Here is a 15164-nt window from a genome sequence, read left to right on the forward strand (position 1 = left end):
CACCGCCTCAGACCGGGTCCAGCGCGACGAGCGGCTGGTCGTACTCGACCGGCTGGCCGTCGGCGGCGAGGACCTCGGCGACCCGGCCGCCCCGGTCGGCGGTCACCTCGTTCATCAGCTTCATCGCCTCGACGATGCCGATGACCTGGCCGGGGCGGACCAGGTCGCCGACGGCGACGAAGGGCGCGGCGCCCGGCTCCGGCGCCCGGTAGAACGTGCCGACGATGGGCGAGCGCACCGCGTACCGGCCCGGCTCGCCGTCGGCCACGGGCGGCGGCGCGGGCCGGGCGGGCACCGTCTCCGGCGTCTCCGCGGGCGGCCCGCCGTGCCACTCCACCTCCAGCACCGTGTCGCCGCTGCGCAGCCGCACCCGGCGGACCGGGCCGGCCAGCTCGGCGACCAGGTCCCGGGCGTGCCGCCGCAGCCCGGCCAGCACCGCGTCCACCCCGGACGCCGACTCCGCGCCGGCCGGCGCGGTGTCGACCGGGGCACCGCCCGCGCTCACCGGACACCCGCCCGGGCGCCGAGGCGGGCCGCGCCGAAGCGCCGGAACCGCTGCCGCCGGCACCGGACCAGCGTGGCGGGGGGCACGTCCAGCAGCGGCAGCAGGGCCGCCGACACGGCCGCCCCCAACGCCCGCGCGGCCGCCTGCGGGTCGTGGTGCGCGGCCGGGGCCGGCTCGGGCACGAGGTCGTCGACCACCCCCAGGCGGCACAGGTCGGGCGCGGTCAACCGCAAGGCGCGCGCCGCCTGCGGGGCGGCACCCCGATCCGGCCAGAGGATGGCGGCGCAGCCCTCGGGGCTGATCACCGAGTAGACGGCGTGCTGGAGCATCAGCACCCGGTCGGCCACCGCGAGGGCCAGCGCGCCGCCGCTGCCGCCCTCCCCCGTGATCACCGCGACGACCGGGGTGGGCAGCACGGCGAGCGCGAGGATGTTCTCCGCGATGGCCGCCGCCTGCCCCTGCTCCTCGGCGCCCACGCCGGGATCCGCCCCGGGCGTGTCGACCAGGGTGACCACCGGCAGGCCGAGGCGGGCGGCCAGCCGCATCAGCCGCAGCGCCTTGCGGTGCCCGGCCGGGCTGGCCATGCCGAAGTTGCGGGCGACCAGCTCGGCGGTGGTGTGGCCCTTCTGGTGCCCGATCACCATGACGGGCCGGCCGTCCAGCCGGGCCAGTCCGCCGACCACCGCCGGGCAGTCCGCGCCGAGCCGGTCGCCGTGCAGCTCGACGAAGCCGTCGAACGCCGACTCCAGGTAGTCCAGCGTGGTCGGCCGGCCCGGGTGCCGGGCCAGCCGCACCGTCTCCCAGGCGTCGCCGCCCGGCGGGTCGGCCGGGCCCGGCGCCGTCGCGGCACCCGCCTCGCCGGCCGGCCGCGCCACGACCGGCGACGGCTCCTGCCGGGGTACGGCGGGACGCACCGCCGGCCGACGTCCCGCCCGGGCCGCGGCGAGCAGCGCCGCCAGCCGGCCCCGCAGGGCGTGCCGGGGCACCACCATGTCGACCTGCCCGTGCCGCAGCAGGAAGTCGGCCGTCTGGAAGCCCTCCGGCAGCGGCCGGCCGGTGACCTGCCGGATCACCCGGGGACCGGCGAAGCCCATCCGCGCCCCGCTCTCGGCGAGCACCACGTCGGTGTTGGTGGCGAACGAGGCCGCCACTCCCCCGTACGTCGGGTCCGTGAGCACGCTGACGGTGAGCAGCCCCGCCTCCCGCAGCGCGGCGATCGCCTGGCTGACCGTGGCCATCTGCATCAGCGACAGGACGCCCTCCTGCATCCGCGCGCCGCCGGAGGCGGTGACCAGGATCAGCGGCGTGCCGTCTTCCAGCGCCCGCTCGGCGGCCCGGGTGATCAGCTCCCCGACGGCGCAGCCGAGGCTGCCGCCGAGGAAGCGGAAGTCCATCACCGCGAGCGCGCACCGATGCCGGCCGATGGTGGCGGTGCCGCAGACGACCGCCTCGGCCAGCCCGGTGCCGGCCCGGGCGGCGGTGAGCCGGTGCGGGTACGGCAGCAGGTCGACGAAGCCGATCGGGTCGACCTCCGCCGGCCGGTCCGGCAGAGCGGTGAACGACCCCGGGTCGACGAGCTGGAGCAGCCGCTCCGGCGCGTCGAGGCGGGCGTGCGTGCCGCACTCGGGGCAGACGTCGAGGTTGCGGCGCAGCCGCTTGCGGTACAGCAGGGTGGCGCAGCCGCCGCAGCGGGACCAGAGCTGCCCCTCCCGGGGCGCGGTGGCGGTCACGACGGCCGCCCGGCGGGCGCGGCGTCGAAGCGGTAGAAGCACCGGGCCATGGCGTCGCGCGGCTCCCGCCACGTCGGCAGGTACGGCGAAACGTACGGGCGCAGCCGGGCGCTCACCCGCACGAACTCGGGGTGCCCCCGGGCCGCCTCGACCGCCGCCCCGGCCGGCGCGTCCGTCTCCAACAGGTGCACGTAGAGGTCACCCAGCCGGTACAACGACCGGTGCCGCACCCCGACCAGGTGCGGCAGCTCCGTCGCGTCGGACTCGGCGAAGATCTCGGCGACGCGCGCCTCGGCGCTCGGCACCACCTTCGCGACGATCAGCGAACGGTCCATGGGTGGACCTCCCTCCACGGCGTCCGACGTCGGTGACGACGGCGCCGGCCGAGCCGGACGACTGGCGACACGATGCGGCCACGGGCGTCACGGCGGCGTCACCGCAGCCCGCCGCCCGGCGACGCCACTTCGTGACGCTGCGTTGACGCAGGCTGTGTATCCGCTGTACAACAACCGCCCACCACGGTGGACTATCCGCAGTTCAGAACCGTTCTCGTGGACGCGTCGCCGACAGTCGGATCTCGCCTGAAATATTGACCGAGAGTGACCGCGATTGATAATCTTCGTCACGGTCAGCCCGGCGACCGCGGCGCGCGACGCCGCGCCGCGGCGGAGCGACCCGACAGTGGGGTCAAGGGCAGCCGCGCCGGGACAGCAGAGGAGTCGGGACGAGCGTTCCGCAGGGGGTGCCGCCGTGGCCGCTGATCCGTCGATGCCGACCACCGGGCGCCGCCCCGGCACGCAGATATCGCTGCACCTGCTCGGCGGCTTCCGGCTGCTGCACGGCGACACCCCCGTCGTGGTGCCGCGCGGCCTGCAACGGGTCATCGCCCTGATCGGCCTGCGCCCCGGCGCCACCCGCAGCCACCTCGCCGGGCTGCTCTGGCCCGACGCCCCCGAGGACCGCGCGCTGTCGTCCCTGCGGACCGCGCTGTGGCGGCTGCGCCAGGACCCCTGCTGCCCGCTCACCACCGTCGGCGACACCGTACGCCTCGGCCCCACCGTCCAGGTCGACGTCGACGCCCTCATCGGCACGGCCGCGCGGGTGCGCGACGGCGACGACCCGTGCGCCGCCGCCCTCGCCGCCGGCCGGCACGACCTGCTCCCCGGCTGGTACGACGACTGGGTCCTCGCCGACCGGGAGCGGCTGCGCCAGCTGCGCCTGCACATGCTGGAGGAACTGGCCGGCCAGCACCTGGCGGCGGGCCAGCACGGGCAGGCCCTGGAGGCCGCCCTCGAGGCGATGGCCGCCGAGCCCCTGCGCGAGACCCCGCACCGGCTGGTGGTGCGCATCCACCTCGCCGAGGGCAACGCCTTCGAGGCCGTGCACGCCTTCTACGTCTACCGCGACCTGCTGCTGCGGGAACTTCGACTCGAACCCTCCGCAGCCATGACCGCGCTGCTCGACGACACCCTCGCGCCCATCCGGGAGGCCACCCGGGACACCCCGACGCCGCCGCGCCGCACGCCGTCCGCCCGGGTCGCGCCCCGCGCCCGCTGAACCGGCGTCACCGGCGCGGCCGCGCGCGTGACGGGCAGGTGACAGCCGCCCGGGCAGGGTTGGCCGCACAACAGTCCGTGGCCTCCGACACCGCTCGGGGAGCGCCACCGGCGAGAGGGGTCCCATGAGCCGTCTACTGATCGTCAGCAGGATCATCCCGGGCGCGGAGGGTCGGGTCGCGCAGATCTTCGCCGAGTCCGACGCGACCGAACTGCCCGCCCTGACCGGGGTCCGGCACCGGTCCCTGTACTGCCTGCACGACCTGTGCGTCCACCTGATGGAGACCGCGGACGTCGACCCGGACGCCCTGGCCGGCGCCCGCAACCACCCGCTGTACCGCCAGGTCAACGAGCGTCTGTCCGCGCACACCTCGCCGTACCTGCCGACCTGGCGCTCGCCACGCGACGCGATCGCCGGCTGCTTCTACCGCTGGGACGCCGCCGACGCGCCGTCCCCGCACACGGCCGGCTGAGCGGAGGCGGCCCATGTCACCCAGGCCACCCCACGTCCTGATCATCGGCGCCGGCACCGGCGGGCTGTGCCTGGCCCACGGCCTGCGTCGCGCCGGAATCAGCGTCGCCGTCTACGAGAAGTACCGCACCCGCGGCGAGGGACTGCTCGGCTACCGCGTCGGCATCGGCCCCACCGGCAGCCGCGCCCTACGGGAGTGCCTGCCGCCACGGCTGTTCGACACCTACCTGGCCACCTGCGCCCGATCCCCCCGCTACTTCAACGTCATCACCCAGCGGATGCGTCAGACGGCCTCGTTCACCCTGCGCCCCGACACCGACCCGGTGGACACCGAACGGTCCGTGGCCCGGATGACCCTGCGCCAGGTCCTGCTCACCGGCATGGAGGACGCGGTCCACTTCGACAAGACCTTCACCCGGTACGAGCAAGGCGACGACGGCACCGTCACCGCCCACTTCGCCGACGGCAGCACCGCCACCGGCGACCTGCTCGTCGCCGCGGACGGCACGCACTCCGCCGTGCGCCGCCAGTACCTGCCGCACGCGGTCACCCGCGACGCCGGCACGATCAACATCGCCACCCGCATCCCCCTGACCCCGCACACCCGCCAGCTGCTGCCGCAACGGATCGAGCAGGGCATCTCGCTGATCTTCGGCACCGGCGGGATGATGGGCGTGCTGCACGTGATGGAGTTCAAGTGGAACGGCGACGGCACGCTGAAACCCGGTGTCGACCCCGCCGACGCCGCGCTGCTGCGCGACTGGCCCGGGCTGCGCCACGACACCACCCGCGACAACATAAACCTGGTCATCTGGAGCACCGCCCGCCGGTTCCCGCCCGACGTCATGCAGCGCCGCGGCGAGGAACTCGTCCTGCTCGCCCTCCAACTCACCCGCAACTGGCACCCCCACCTGCGCGAACTGCTCGCCCGCAGCGACCCGGGCAGCGCCCTGCCGATCCGGGTGTCCACCAGCGAGCCGGTGCCGCCGTGGAAGAGCAGCACCGTCACCCTGCTCGGCGACGCCATCCACACCATGACCCCGGGGCGCGGCGTGGGCGCCAACACCGCGCTGCGCGACGCCGCCCTGCTCTGCCGGCAGCTCCGGCTGGCCGCGGCCGGCGACAAGACGCTGCTCCAGGCGGTGGCCGACTACGAGGCCGCGATGGTGCCGTACGGCTTCGCCCGGGTCGCCGACTCGCTCAACCGCAGCGGCACCAACGGCGACGACGGGATGTACAAGCCCGTCGTCGGCCGGCTCGCGCTGCTCGGCGCACGCGGCTACTTCGGCGTCACCAGCCGGGTGCCCCGACTGGCGCGCAAGTTCGTCAACGACTTCTACACCTACCGCGGCGAGGAGGACTGATCGTCCGACCCGGACCCCGGCGCCCGCCCGGCGCCGGGGTCCCCGCGTGCCCACCCCGCCCCGTGCGTGGACGGCGCCGGGCGACGACGGTCCGTCGCCCGGCGGACACCGCCGGTGCAACCCGTCCCACATGCGCCGTGACCGGCCGATCCTGCCTGCCGCCCGAACGACGCGTGTGCGAAGCTGCGGCGAGTTTTTCTCGAAGTTTCGACGCGAACGAATAGGAGGTCTGCCGTGGCGTGGTCTTTCGGGCACTGGCTGATACTGATCGTGGCCCTGCTGGTGGGTGTGGCGGCCGGTTGGTTCTGGCGCGGCCGGCAGGGCGCGGCAGCCGGGCACGGCTCGCCCACGGTGGAGGGTGATCCGGTCGCCGGCATGACCGCCGTGGTGGTCGACCCGCCGCCCGCCGCCACCACCGACGAGGTACGCCCCGAGGCGACCCTCGACCGGGCCCCGGACGCCGTCGCCGACCCCGTGCCCGCCCCCGACGCCCCGGCCGACGCCGACGCCGCCCCGGTCACCGTCGTCACCACCGACGCCGGGCGGGCCGACAAGATCGACCCGGCCGACATGGCGCTCACCGGCGACCCGGTGCCGGCGCCCGACACCGACTCCGTGGCGACGGCCGCGCCGAGCGACACCGCCCCGGGTGACCGGCCGGACGCCGAGGTCGTGCTGCCGGCCGCTGCCGGGGTGACCGGCCCCGTCGACCGCGAGCCGGCCGAGGAGCCGACCACCGCCACCGAGCCGGAACCGGTCGCCGCGACCGAACCGGAGCCGGTGCCGGCCGCCGCCCCGATCGAGGCCCCGGCCGCCGAGCCGGAGCCCGCGCGCACCGGCGGGGCGGAGCCCGTCCCGGCCGCCGAGCCGGAACCCGTCCGGGCCGTCGCCGTCCCCGCCCAGGCGCAGCCCGAGGCCGAGCCGGTCCCCGCAGCCGCCGGCCCGGCGGAGCCGGCCCCCGCCGCCCCGGCCGGGCCGGACGCGACGCCGGCGGCGACCACGCCGGCCGAGCCGGTGGACGAGCCGAGCAAGCCGGCCGACCCGGTGGACGAACCGAGCAAGCCGGCCGAGCCGGTGGAGGAACCGGCCGAGCCGGTGGTCGTGCCCGCCGCGCGCGGCGCGGTGGCGACTCCGCCGGTGCGGTCGGCGGCCGACGTGGACGCCGACGACTTCCGCCGCATCCAGGGCGTCGGCCCGAAGATGGCGGCGGCGCTGCAGGCCGCCGGCATCCGCACGTACGGGCAGCTCGCGGAGTTGGACGAGGCCGCGCTGCGGGAGACGATCCGGGGAGCCGGGCTGCGGGCCGCGCCGAGCCTGGCGACCTGGCCCCAGCAGGCGAAGGTACTCGCGGGCGCCCCGCAGGAGGCGGCCGCCGCGCTGCCGACCGGCGGCGACGACGCCTGACCCGGGGGCCGCCGCACCGACGGCGGCCCCGGACGCCGCTCCCCGGCGAGCCGGGACGGCGCCACGACAGGATCCACCCGATGCCACCGACGTCGCGACGTCCGCTCACCCGGACGCCGCGACGTCGGGCATTTCGGGCGGAGGCCGACCAGCCACCGGGCGGCATTCGTGGGGAGCCGAACACCACCGGCCGATCCGGTGCCCGGTCAGACCAGCGCCTCCGCGTACCCCCGGACCTGCAGACGCCGACCGGCGGTGGGGCCGAGCCGCACCTGGAGGCCGAGCGGCGCGGCGGCCCGGCGCACGTCGTCGACGTGCAGCGAGCCGTGCCGGTCGACGGTGAGCACCGGCGGCTCCTCCGGCTCCCCGGCCGGGGCGTGGAACGACAGCAGCGTCACCGAGGCCGGCAGGTGCCCGGGGTGCGCCGCCCGGGCCGCCGCCTCGTCCCGGTGCGCGAGCACCACCAGGTCGTCGAGGTGGGCGAAGTCCTCGGCGATGCCGTCGGCCTTCCAGTGCGCCGGCTCCTCCGCGACCCCGGTCAGGTGCCGGGAACGGTTCGCCGAGGTGATGTGGAGGTGGTCCACCCCGGTCTCGCCGACCGCCCGCGCGAAGAACACGTTCGACGGACAGGCCAGCCCCGGCGCGATCACCTGCGTGGTGCGTACGCCCCGGTCGTGCCGGGTGAGGTGGGCGGGCAGCCGGTCGACGGCCGGACCGCGGAAGCCGAACGGGCCCGCGCCGTAGAGGACGCCCATCAGCTGCCGCACCCGGCGCGCGGGCAGCCGGTGCGGCAGCCGCGCCCAGTCGAACATCGCGGGGATCCGCCCGAAGACGGTGGTGATGCTGCCGATCTGGTCGGCCGGCCGACCCTTGGCGATGTTGACCCGGCGCACGGTGGCGGCGTCCGGGCGGGTCACCAGCGCGTAGAAGTTCCCGAACGCCACCGCCACCACCGCGCCCCCCGCCAGTGCGCGGGCCGCGACGGCGACGTCCTCGGGGCGGTCGACGTACAGATGCGGGGTCGGGGCGTCCATGGTGTCCTCCTGTGCGGTGCTTCTGACGCAGTTGTACGCCCGCCGGGCTGCCGCGCGCGGCCGTCGGTCGCCGATCCGATAGCGCACCGGCGCGCCCCGGTCCGGGCGGTCGGCCGGGGGCGGGCCGTCAGGCCGGCGGGGCCTGCCGGGCGGCCGGCGGGTCGGTCGATCGGCGGCGTCGTTAGCCGTTCCACGCGACTGGGTACAACGTTCGACACCTCGAACCACCACACCCCTTTCTGGAGGCAGCGATGCGCGGCACGTCGATATTCGGAGTCATCGTCGTCATCTGGCTGATCATCGGCGCGGTCGCCGCCGGCCAGCGCGGCTACTACAACGGCGACGACACCAACTGCGCCGAGGCGGGCACCATCCTGGTGACCATCGTGGCCGGGCCGCTGAACTACATCGGCGCCAACCCAAAGGTCGACTGCGAGCTGCCCCAGCCCTCCGAGTAGGACGGCCCCCGGCCCGCGCCTGGCGGGTGGCGCGGGCCGGAACCCGTGGACGGCCTCGCCGAGGGACCGCGACGCGGGCTAGGAAGCGACCGTCCGCGCGGGCGACTCCGTCCCGGCATCCCGCCACACCGTCCAGGTGAGTACGGCGGCGACGAACGCCAGTGCCACCAGCAGCGCGCTGACCCACAGCGGGGACCGGTAGCCGAGCCCCGCGCCGATGGCTGCCCCGCCCAGCAGGGGGCCGACGGCCGCGCCCACGTTCAGGGCAGCGGTCGCGAAGGAGCCGCCCAGGGACGGCGCGTCGACGGCCGCGTACAACGCCCGGGTGATCAGTGTGGATCCGACCGCGAACGAGAGCGCCCCCTGGACGAAGACGAGCAGGAACGCGGCGGGCGCGCTGGCCGCGGTGGCCGCGAACAGGAGCCAGCCGACGAGCAGGGCCACCCCACCGGGCACCAGGACCCGCATGGGCTGTGAGTCCGACACGCGACCGCCGACCGTCACACCGACGAACGACCCCAGGCCGAAGAGGGCCAGCAGGACCGGCACCCACCTCCGGTCGTAGCCGCTGACGTCGGTGATCAGCGGCGCCAGGTAGGTGAAGGTGCAGAAGGTCGCCCCGTTCACCAGGGCGCCCAGGAGCAGGGTCAGGAGCAGGCGGGGACGGCGCAGCGCCCGAATCTCGTGCCGGGCGCTCGGTACGGCCGCGTCCGGTGGCGTGGCCGGGACCGCGCGCCGGATGGCCACGACGGCGGGCAGCGAGACGACGGCCACCGCCCAGAACGCCGAGCGCCATCCCCACAGCTGGCCGAGGAACGCCCCGGCCGGCACCCCCGCGACGCAGGAGAGGGTGAGACCCCCGAGCAGCACGGAGGCGGCCCGGCCCTTGGCCCCGGGTCCGGCCAGGTCGGTCGCCGTGGCCAAGCCCACCGCGAGGAACCCGGCGTACGCCAGCGCTCCGACGACCCGGGTGGCCAGCAGCATGCCGAAGCTGTCGGTGACCGCCCCGACGACGTGCACGACGACGACGGCGGTCAGGAAGACCAGCAGCGCCCGACGTCTGGGCCACCGCAGACTGAGGGCGGCCATCAGCGGCGCTCCGATGATCATCCCTACCGCGAAGGCCGACGTCAGCGCGCCGGCGGCCGGGACGGGCACGTGCAGGTCCCGGGCGATGTCCGGCACCAGGCCGGACAGCATGAACTCAGACGTTCCCTGGGCGAAGACCGCCAGTCCGAGCAGGTAGATGGCGAACGGCATGACACTCCACATTCCGCGTCGTGGATGGATGAAGAGGACGCGGGTGGGTCACGGCGGCCACGGCCGGGCGGCGCACGGGACAACCGTCCAGCCGGGCGCGGAGACCACCGCGCGAGGGCCTCCCGGGTGCGTGGACGCGGCACGACGTGGTGACGCGCAGGTGACGCCCGGGAGCAGCCGGTATGACGGCGATCGGTGGCGGGGACGCCCGAGGGACGCTGTCCGGTTCCGACAGCGCCTAGTGCGACGTCAACGAGGGCCAGCCACCGGACACCGGTGGCTGGCGTCTGGACGCCTCGGGGCTGGACACGACGCAAACCCTAGTGACGGCGCGGAGCAATCGTCAACGCGATAACCGCCGGCGGCGCGGGCGCGGCAGCGACGACGTCCGTAGACCAACCTAGGAACGTCACCGGGGTGGGCGACGGGCGGGCATCCGAGGGGCAGCCAAGCCGCCCGCCTACCGCACATCCCCTAAGGCATCCTAGGAGGATGGGCTGTCAGGTCGACGGGACCGAACCCGCGCCGGAGGCGGGGCACGTTTGCCGGAGCGGGCGGCGGGAACGGTCGGCAGATCCGCACCTCGGTGGCGTCCATCAAGGCGCACGGGTGATGGTCCAGGTAGGCCACCACGTCGGCGAGGGTCCGTATCCGCACTCCGTCGTGCACCCAGCAGCCACGCTCGGCCAGCAGCGGCCGCACCTCGGCGACACTGCGGGTGATCGCCGGGCGATGGACTCCGAGTTGCTCGGGAGCGATCCGGGCCGCGTGACAAACCGCCCGCCGCGACTCAGGCCTCGATGCCCCGCCGTGCAAGATCGGCCGCGATGCCGTCCAGGACTCCGGCGAGGCCCGAGGCGAACAGGGCGTCGAGGTCCCAGGGGGCGGCGCCCGCGCGCATCGCGGAGCCGAGCCGCGGGTACGCGCCGGACTCGAAGAGCGGGCTGCGTTCCTCGTCCGGGGCGTGCGCCGTCCGCTGCGTGGTGCTTTCCGCCTGCCGTTCCGCCTCCACGTCGCTGACGTAGGTCAGCGCCACACCCTGCACGTAGGAGGCGAACATGAACATGTACCGGAAGGCGTCGGCAGGTTCGAGGCCGAGTCCGTCGAAGGAGGAGAAGGTGCTTTCGCTGTCCGCCGCGAGTGCCGGGCTGAAGTGTGCGCGGGTTGTCACCAGGACCCTCGACAGGATCCACGGGTGGCGGTGGTACAGCTCCCAGTCGCGGTAGGCGGCTCGTTCGAGGCCGTGCCGCCAGTTCCGCGGCGGCGCGTCGGGCAGAGGGACGTCGGCCATCGCCGCCTCCACCATCAGGGCCACCAGATCGTCCTTGGACGCCACGTGCCGGTACAGGGCCATGGTGCTCGCGCCGAGGTCCGTGGCGACCCGGCGCATCGACAGCGCGTCGAGCCCCTCCGCGTCCGCGACGTCGATTCCGGCCCGCACGATGCGCTCGACGGTGAGGTGGGGTGCGCTGTCGCTCGCCTCCAGGACGTCGGCCGGCGCCTCCGTCCTACGGCCCCGGTAGGCCCGCGCCTGGCAGGCGCGGGAGCAGTAGCGCCGCGGCCGCCCCCGTTCCGCATGCTCCAGCGTCTTTCCGCAGGACGCGCAGGCCGACTGCTCCGACATCACCACACTCCTTTTCGTCACACCCGGCGAAGGTGTGTCGAAATTCTATCCCGCCATCGAAGCGAGCGCATGAAGCAGGGAAAATAGCAGGCCCGAAACACATTTGCAGCCACCCGCACGCGTGTGCGTATCCTGTACACAGCTATGCGCGTACTAAGTACGCACTGCGTGACGGAATCCGTCCCAACCGAAAGAGCAGGAGCGAAGGACATGACCGAAGAACGTAAGAGAGCCGGAACCAGACAGTGGGTCGGGCTCGCCGTTCTGGTGGTGCCGTGCGTACTGGCGTCCATGGACATGTCCGTCATGTTCGTCACGCTCCCGTCCCTGACGGCCGACCTCCAGCCGAGCAGCTCCGAACTGCTGTGGATCATGGACGCCTACGGCTTCCTGCTGGCCGGCCTGCTGATCACGATGGGCACCCTCGGTGACCGGATCGGACGGCGGCGGGTGCTGCTGACCGGTGCTGCGGCCTTCGGTCTCGCCTCGGTCCTCGCGGCCTACGCGTCCAGCCCCGAGATGCTGATCGCGACCCGCGCGCTCATGGGCATCGCCGGAGCCTCGCTGGCCCCCTCCACCCTCTCCCTGATCCGGAACATGTTCCACGACGACCGGCAGCGGGCCACCGCCGTCGGCGTCTGGACGGCCGGCTTCGCGGGCGGTGCCGTCGTCGGCCCCATCATCGGCGGCCTGCTGCTGGAGCACTTCTGGTGGGGCTCGGTCTTCCTGATCAACGTCCCCGTGATGATCCTGCTGCTGCTCCTCGGGCCGCTGCTGCTGCCCGAGTACCGCGATCCCAAGCCGGGCCGCTTCGACCTGCTCGGCGCCCTGCTGTCCCTGGTGGCCGTCCTCGCCGTGATCTACGGCATCAAGCTGACGGCGAAGCACGGCTTCGGATGGACCCCGGCTGCCTGCATCGCCGCCGGACTCGCCGTGGGAGCACTGTTCATCCGCCGCCAGCGCACGGCCGTGAACCCGATGATCGACCTCGCGCTGTTCCGCACCCGCCGGTTCAACGTGCCGCTGCTCATCGACGCCCTGGTGACCTTCGCGATGATCGGCTTCTCGCTGTTCAACTGGCAGTTCATGCAGCTCGTCCTGGGCATGAGCCCGTTCGAGTCGGCCCTGTGGTCGCTGCCCACGTTCCTCGTGCTGCCCGTGGGTGTCGCCCTGGCCACCGCGATGGCGCCGCGTATCGGCAAGCCCAACGTGATGATCGCCGGGCTTTTGGTGGCGACCGCCGGATACGTCGCGCTGTCCCTGATCCGGACCGACTCGGGCATCGTCTACCTGGTCAGCGCACTGGCCGTGGTCTCCATCGGCATCGGCGGTGTGTCCGCCGTCGTCACCGAGGTGATCTTGTCCGCCGCGCCGCCGGAGCGAGCCGGGGCGGCCTCCGCCCTGGCGGAGACCTCCGCCGAGTTCGGCGGAGCGCTGGGCATCGCGCTCCTCGGCAGCATCGGCACCGCCGTCTACCGCTCGCAGATGGAGTCCCAGGCCCCTGCGGGCCTCACCTCCAAAGAGCTGGCCGCGGCGGAGGAGACCCTCGGCGGCGCCGTCGACACCGCCGCGGCCTTACCGCACCAGACCGCGGAGGCGCTGCGGAGCGTTGCCTTCGACGCCTTCACCCACGAGATGCGGATCGCCGCGATGGTCAGCGTCGTCCTGACGGCGGGCGGGGCCATCCTGATCGCCACCATGCTCCGCGCCGCACGCAACCGGCCCGGACCCGCCTCACCGAGGGCGGTCCCGGGGCGGACGGCACAGCACGGCGGTCGCGACCAGGCCGACGAGCTGCCCGTGACGACGCCCACGTCGTGAACCCGGTCCCGTGGACCGTACCGGTGTAGCCGCGCCCTCTCCCGGGCAGCGGCTACACCGCCAGCGGCTCCACCTCCCGGTAGGGTCGCTGGGCCCGGCCGGAGCGGCCGACCGCCGAGCTCGCGCAGGCGAGCTCGGACGGACGGCGAGCGGAGGGGCGCGTCCGGACGGCGGGCACGCGACGAGGGGCGCACCCGGCCCGCGCCGCCGAGGATCCTCACGATCGTCGGGAGCGGGGCCGGGTGCGCCCCTCGGGGCGGCCGGTCAGCGGAAGCAGTTGGCCACCGGCACCCGGCTGCCCTCGCAGTTGGTGGGCTCGTTGTCGACGATGTCGGTCTCGTCGTCGACCCTGACCCGGGCCTTGTCGGCGAAGAGACCGCCCGGCTTCCCCGTGGCGGTGTTGTCGCTCACCCGGCTGCGGTAGAGGGAGACCTGACCCTGGGTCGCGAAGATTCCACCGCCCGTCGACGCGGCGCCGACGGCGTGGTTCCGGTCGACCTCGCTGTGGCGGACCAGCAGGTTGGACTTCGCGGCGTAGACGCCGCCGCCGGCACCCCGGGCGGTGTTGCCGGCGACGACGCTGTCGTCGAGCGGAAGCAGGCCCTGGGAGGTCGAGATGCCGCCGCCGTTGCCGGTGGCGGTGTTGTCGCGCACCTCCAGGCCGCGCAGGAAGATCAGGGCGTCCGAGTTGGCGATGCCGCCACCGGTCTGGGCGGTGTTGCCGAGCACCTTGCTGTCGGCCACCCTGGTGCGGGCCGAGAAGCTGGCGATGCCGCCGCCCTGCGCCGCGTTGTTGTGCGTGAAGGTGCTCTTCCGCACCTCGGCGGCCCCGCGGTAGTTGCCGAGGCCGCCGCCGTACGCGACGGCGGTGTTGTTCCGGAAGTCCGACGTGCGCAGGGTCAGCACTCCGCCGTTGAGCAGGCCCCCGCCCTTGCCCGCCTTGCCGGCGGCGTGGTTGTCGACGAACGTGCTGTCGACGACCACCATGTTGCCGTCGTTGAAGATCCCGCCACCGCCGCCCTCCGCGGAGAGGGAGGTGCTGCCGACGACGGCGGTGCGCTCGACCACCGCCGACGCGCCGTGCACGACGTGGATGCTGCCGCCCTCGGCGGCGGAGAGGCCGTTGCGCAGCACGACGTCGGAGAGGGTCAGTTCCCCGCCGTCGCGGACGGTGAAGAACCGGAACGCCTCGGCGTGCACGTCCCGCTCGATCGTGGCGCCCTCGCCCCGGATGGTGATCGGGTGGTAGATGACCGGCAGCCCCGCCCTGTCGTGCTGCGGGTTGCGCGGCGGGGCCTCGGCGTCGCCCGGGTTCTCCGCGCTGTCGGCCGCCTCCCGGGCGTCCCGGATCCCGCCGTCGTAGTCGTCGGGCTGCTGGAAGGCGTGCGTCAGCTCGTACGTGCACTTCGGCGCGAGCCGCAGGTGGGCACCGCCCTCGGCGTTGGCGCGGACCAGCGCGGCGATGAGCTTCGTCGAGTCGCACGGCACCGCGACCTCCGCGCGGCGCCCGGCCCCGGGCCCCGGGTCCGGGTACCCGTCCCGGCCCTCCTCCCCGCCCCGGTGCTCCCCGGCGGAGTCGCCCGACCGGTCGCCGGAGGGCTCCCCGGCGGCAGCCCCGGAGGGCTGCCCGGCAGGATCGCCGGAGGGCTGCCCGCCGAGGGCGGCGCGGCCCTGCTCGCGGCGGTCGTCGCGGTGCTCCGCGCCGGAGTCGTCGCCGCGCAGCACCAGGGACGGCGTCTCCGGCGCGACGGGCAGCGCTCCCGCGGCCACCGCGACGCCGCCCGCCACCCCGGCCACCAGGGTGCCCGCCACGAGCCCACCGGCTAAGAACCACCGGGACCGTCGCCTGGTTGGTGCCGCTCGCCGGTTCCCTTGATACGTCGACATCAGGCTTCCCCTGCCTCTCGGTGCATGACACGGCCGGCCCGAACCGGGC

At 74.6% G+C, this 15164-nt stretch carries 13 protein-coding genes; 6 read left to right on the forward strand and 7 right to left on the reverse strand.

Features of this window, described 5'->3' with window-relative positions; all coding sequences use genetic code 11:
• Nucleotides 1-7: 7 nt before the first annotated feature.
• From accB to ACGF5G_RS23890, 3 genes are read right to left on the reverse strand one after another with little or no spacing between them, the layout of a single operon-like run.
• The gene (gene accB, locus ACGF5G_RS23880) at nucleotides 8-568 is read right to left on the reverse strand and encodes an acetyl-CoA carboxylase biotin carboxyl carrier protein (protein WP_393266308.1); all 561 of its coding nucleotides are present in this window, start codon (nucleotides 566-568) and stop codon (nucleotides 8-10) included.
• Nucleotides 502-2235: an acetyl-CoA carboxylase carboxyltransferase subunit alpha gene (locus ACGF5G_RS23885; protein ID WP_393266311.1), complete on the reverse strand. Its 1734-nt coding sequence runs from the start codon at nucleotides 2233-2235 to the stop codon at nucleotides 502-504. The genes accB and ACGF5G_RS23885 overlap by 67 nt, the downstream gene beginning before the upstream one ends.
• Nucleotides 2232-2570: a TcmI family type II polyketide cyclase gene (locus ACGF5G_RS23890; RefSeq protein ID WP_350707477.1), complete on the reverse strand. Its 339-nt coding sequence runs from the start codon at nucleotides 2568-2570 to the stop codon at nucleotides 2232-2234. Before ACGF5G_RS23890 ends, ACGF5G_RS23885 begins: the two co-directional genes overlap by 4 nt.
• A gap of 415 nt (nucleotides 2571-2985) precedes the next feature.
• Here ACGF5G_RS23890 and ACGF5G_RS23895 point away from each other — a divergent pair, with 415 nt between their 5' ends.
• From ACGF5G_RS23895 to ACGF5G_RS23910, 4 genes are all read left to right on the forward strand, one after another.
• Nucleotides 2986-3792 (forward strand): BTAD domain-containing putative transcriptional regulator, encoded by an 807-nt coding sequence (locus ACGF5G_RS23895; protein ID WP_393266314.1) that lies wholly within the window; start codon nucleotides 2986-2988, stop codon nucleotides 3790-3792.
• Nucleotides 3793-3916: 124 nt separating this feature from the next.
• Nucleotides 3917-4264 carry a TcmI family type II polyketide cyclase gene (locus ACGF5G_RS23900; protein ID WP_393266316.1) on the forward strand — a complete coding sequence of 116 codons (348 nt, stop codon included), beginning with the start codon at nucleotides 3917-3919 and terminating at the stop codon, nucleotides 4262-4264.
• A gap of 13 nt (nucleotides 4265-4277) precedes the next feature.
• The gene (locus ACGF5G_RS23905; protein WP_393266318.1) at nucleotides 4278-5627 is read left to right on the forward strand and encodes an FAD-dependent oxidoreductase; all 1350 of its coding nucleotides are present in this window, start codon (nucleotides 4278-4280) and stop codon (nucleotides 5625-5627) included.
• A gap of 234 nt (nucleotides 5628-5861) precedes the next feature.
• Entirely contained in the window at nucleotides 5862-7031 is a 1170-nt protein-coding gene (locus ACGF5G_RS23910) for a hypothetical protein (protein WP_393266320.1), read from the forward strand.
• A gap of 206 nt (nucleotides 7032-7237) precedes the next feature.
• Here the strand turns inward: ACGF5G_RS23910 and ACGF5G_RS23915 are convergent, their stop codons facing one another.
• On the reverse strand, nucleotides 7238-8065 hold the full coding sequence (locus ACGF5G_RS23915) for a hypothetical protein (protein ID WP_393266322.1): 828 nt from the start codon (nucleotides 8063-8065) through the stop codon (nucleotides 7238-7240).
• 251 nt (nucleotides 8066-8316) lie between these two features.
• Between ACGF5G_RS23915 and ACGF5G_RS23920 the strand changes: the two genes are divergently transcribed.
• On the forward strand, nucleotides 8317-8523 hold the full coding sequence (locus ACGF5G_RS23920) for a hypothetical protein (protein ID WP_393266324.1): 207 nt from the start codon (nucleotides 8317-8319) through the stop codon (nucleotides 8521-8523).
• 78 nt (nucleotides 8524-8601) lie between these two features.
• Here the strand turns inward: ACGF5G_RS23920 and ACGF5G_RS23925 are convergent, their stop codons facing one another.
• Nucleotides 8602-9783 carry a Cmx/CmrA family chloramphenicol efflux MFS transporter gene (locus ACGF5G_RS23925; RefSeq protein ID WP_393266327.1) on the reverse strand — a complete coding sequence of 394 codons (1182 nt, stop codon included), beginning with the start codon at nucleotides 9781-9783 and terminating at the stop codon, nucleotides 8602-8604.
• Nucleotides 9784-10573: 790 nt separating this feature from the next.
• Complete coding sequence (locus tag ACGF5G_RS23930; RefSeq protein ID WP_393266330.1) at nucleotides 10574-11407, reverse strand: TetR/AcrR family transcriptional regulator; 834 nt, start codon at nucleotides 11405-11407, stop codon at nucleotides 10574-10576.
• A gap of 210 nt (nucleotides 11408-11617) precedes the next feature.
• On the opposite strand from ACGF5G_RS23930, the gene ACGF5G_RS23935 reads away from it, so the two are divergent.
• Nucleotides 11618-13228: an MFS transporter gene (locus ACGF5G_RS23935; protein ID WP_393266333.1), complete on the forward strand. Its 1611-nt coding sequence runs from the start codon at nucleotides 11618-11620 to the stop codon at nucleotides 13226-13228.
• A gap of 264 nt (nucleotides 13229-13492) precedes the next feature.
• Here the strand turns inward: ACGF5G_RS23935 and ACGF5G_RS23940 are convergent, their stop codons facing one another.
• A complete protein-coding gene (locus ACGF5G_RS23940) occupies nucleotides 13493-15115 on the reverse strand; it encodes a right-handed parallel beta-helix repeat-containing protein (protein WP_393266335.1) in 1623 nt (540 codons plus the stop codon).
• Nucleotides 15116-15164 lie beyond the last annotated feature (49 nt).

The organism is Micromonospora sp. NPDC047730 (assembly GCF_043204765.1).
Taxonomy (GTDB): Bacteria; Actinomycetota; Actinomycetes; order Mycobacteriales; family Micromonosporaceae; genus Micromonospora.

What these genes read in the sequence shown, in the direction of transcription:
- ACGF5G_RS23900 (WP_393266316.1), top strand. Translation starts at nt 3,917, where the DNA reads ATGAGCCGTCTACTGATCGTCAGCAGGATCATCCCGGGCGCGGAGGGT.
- ACGF5G_RS23920 (WP_393266324.1), top strand. Translation starts at nt 8,317, where the DNA reads ATGCGCGGCACGTCGATATTCGGAGTCATCGTCGTCATCTGGCTGATC.
- ACGF5G_RS23925 (WP_393266327.1), bottom strand. Translation starts at nt 9,783, where the DNA reads ATGCCGTTCGCCATCTACCTGCTCGGACTGGCGGTCTTCGCCCAGGGA.
- ACGF5G_RS23940 (WP_393266335.1), bottom strand. Translation starts at nt 15,115, where the DNA reads ATGTCGACGTATCAAGGGAACCGGCGAGCGGCACCAACCAGGCGACGG.
- ACGF5G_RS23935 (WP_393266333.1), top strand. Translation starts at nt 11,618, where the DNA reads ATGACCGAAGAACGTAAGAGAGCCGGAACCAGACAGTGGGTCGGGCTC.
- ACGF5G_RS23905 (WP_393266318.1), top strand. Translation starts at nt 4,278, where the DNA reads ATGTCACCCAGGCCACCCCACGTCCTGATCATCGGCGCCGGCACCGGC.
- ACGF5G_RS23915 (WP_393266322.1), bottom strand. Translation starts at nt 8,065, where the DNA reads ATGGACGCCCCGACCCCGCATCTGTACGTCGACCGCCCCGAGGACGTC.
- ACGF5G_RS23890 (WP_350707477.1), bottom strand. Translation starts at nt 2,570, where the DNA reads ATGGACCGTTCGCTGATCGTCGCGAAGGTGGTGCCGAGCGCCGAGGCG.
- ACGF5G_RS23930 (WP_393266330.1), bottom strand. Translation starts at nt 11,407, where the DNA reads ATGTCGGAGCAGTCGGCCTGCGCGTCCTGCGGAAAGACGCTGGAGCAT.